General features: G+C 63.8%; 1 protein-coding gene. It reads right to left on the bottom strand.

Annotated elements, in window-relative coordinates:
• Positions 1 to 88: 88 nt before the first annotated feature.
• The gene (gene ltrA, locus AB0B91_RS65940; RefSeq protein ID WP_358343209.1) at positions 89 to 1,351 is read right to left on the bottom strand and encodes a group II intron reverse transcriptase/maturase; all 1,263 of its coding nucleotides are present in this window, start codon (positions 1,349 to 1,351) and stop codon (positions 89 to 91) included.
• Positions 1,352 to 1,476: the final 125 nt, after the last annotated feature.

Here is a 1,476-nt window from a genome sequence, read left to right as displayed (position 1 = left end):
CCGGTCGGGTCGCCCCGGGCGTCTCAGCCCGGGGCTCCCACAGAACCGTGCGTAACAATCTCTCGTTACACGGCTCTTGTCGTCCTGGTCACCAGACTGCTGGAACCGTGTTCACCCAGATCCAGTGGGCGAAGAATGTGGGCCGCAGCTTCACGACCCTTTCCCATTGGGCTTGGGCCTTCTTTCGGCTCCGTAGCCGCTTGTACTTGTTGCGCGACCACCGCATCAGGTAGGCGTTGATACGGGCCAGGAGGGGATGCAGCGCGGAGCGATAGAACGCGCCGTAGTAGTGCATCCAGCCCCGCACGACCGGATTGATCCGCCGTGCGAGGTCGTGTTCGGAGGAACCGGTGCGATGGTGGAGCCGCCAGGCCCGCACTGTCGCGCTCATCTGTTTCAAGGCTTGCTTGCTGACCGCCGGGTTGAAGCCGCAACGCATCTTCCCGGTCTTGGTCCGCACCCCTCGCGGCCGGAAGGTGAACCCCAGGAACGTGAACGACGTGTGCTCATGCGAGCCGCGCCGTCTGTCGTCCTTGCAGTAGACGATCCGGGTTTTGTCGGGGTGCAACTGAAGCCCGACCTCGGCCATCCGTTCCTTGATCGCCGCCAAGACCCGTTCAGCCTGCCCCAGCCTGGAGCAGTGCACGACCGCGTCGTCGGCGTAGCGCTCGAACACCACGTCCGGGAACTCCCGGGTGATCCAGGCGTCGAACGCATAGTGCAGGAACAGATTCGCCAAGACGGGTGAGATCGCCGACCCCTGTGGGGTTCCGCGATCTCGATCCTGCAAGGTTCCGTCGGGCAGTGCCAGCGGCGCGGCGAGCCACCGCTTGACATACAACACCACCCACGGCAGGTCGGTGTGCGCCTGGACCGCCTTGACGATCAGGTCCCACGGCACGGAGTCGAAGAACTTCCGGATGTCGAACTCGACCACCCAGTCGAACTCCCAGCAATGTTGCCGACAGGCCCCGGCCGCATCCAGCGCCGTGCGGCCCGGGCGATAGCCATAGGAACTCGGATGGAAGATCGGTTCGAGCTTCGCTTCCAGCACCCCGGCCACCACCGTCTGCGCGATCCGGTCGGCCACGGTGGGCACGCCCAACATCCTCGTGCCCCCGCCGTGCGCCTTCGGGATCTCCACAGCCTGGACCGGCGGCGGAAAGTACGTCCCCGAGGACATCCGATTCCAGATCTTATACAGGTTGTTCTTCAGATCCTTCTCAAATTCCCCGATGGATAACCCGTCCATCCCGGCCGAACCCTTATTCGCCTTGACCTTCTCCCACGCCACCTGGACAGCCCATTTAGAGATCTCAAACGGCTTGCCCGGTGCTTTCAACTCATCCACGCGACTCCTCCCGGAGAATCTCCGGTTGATCGAACAAACAAGTCACGAACGACCCGGCCCCTTCGCTCCAGCCCCATTACAGGACCTTCACCACTACTACGAGCCGGTCCGCCGGCGCGCCCGGC

The organism is Nonomuraea sp. NPDC049141 (genome assembly GCF_040648415.1).
Classification (GTDB): Bacteria; Actinomycetota; Actinomycetes; order Streptosporangiales; family Streptosporangiaceae; genus Nonomuraea.
Note: the sequence above shows the minus strand (reverse complement) of the source record. Positions and strands in the feature narration are given on the sequence as shown.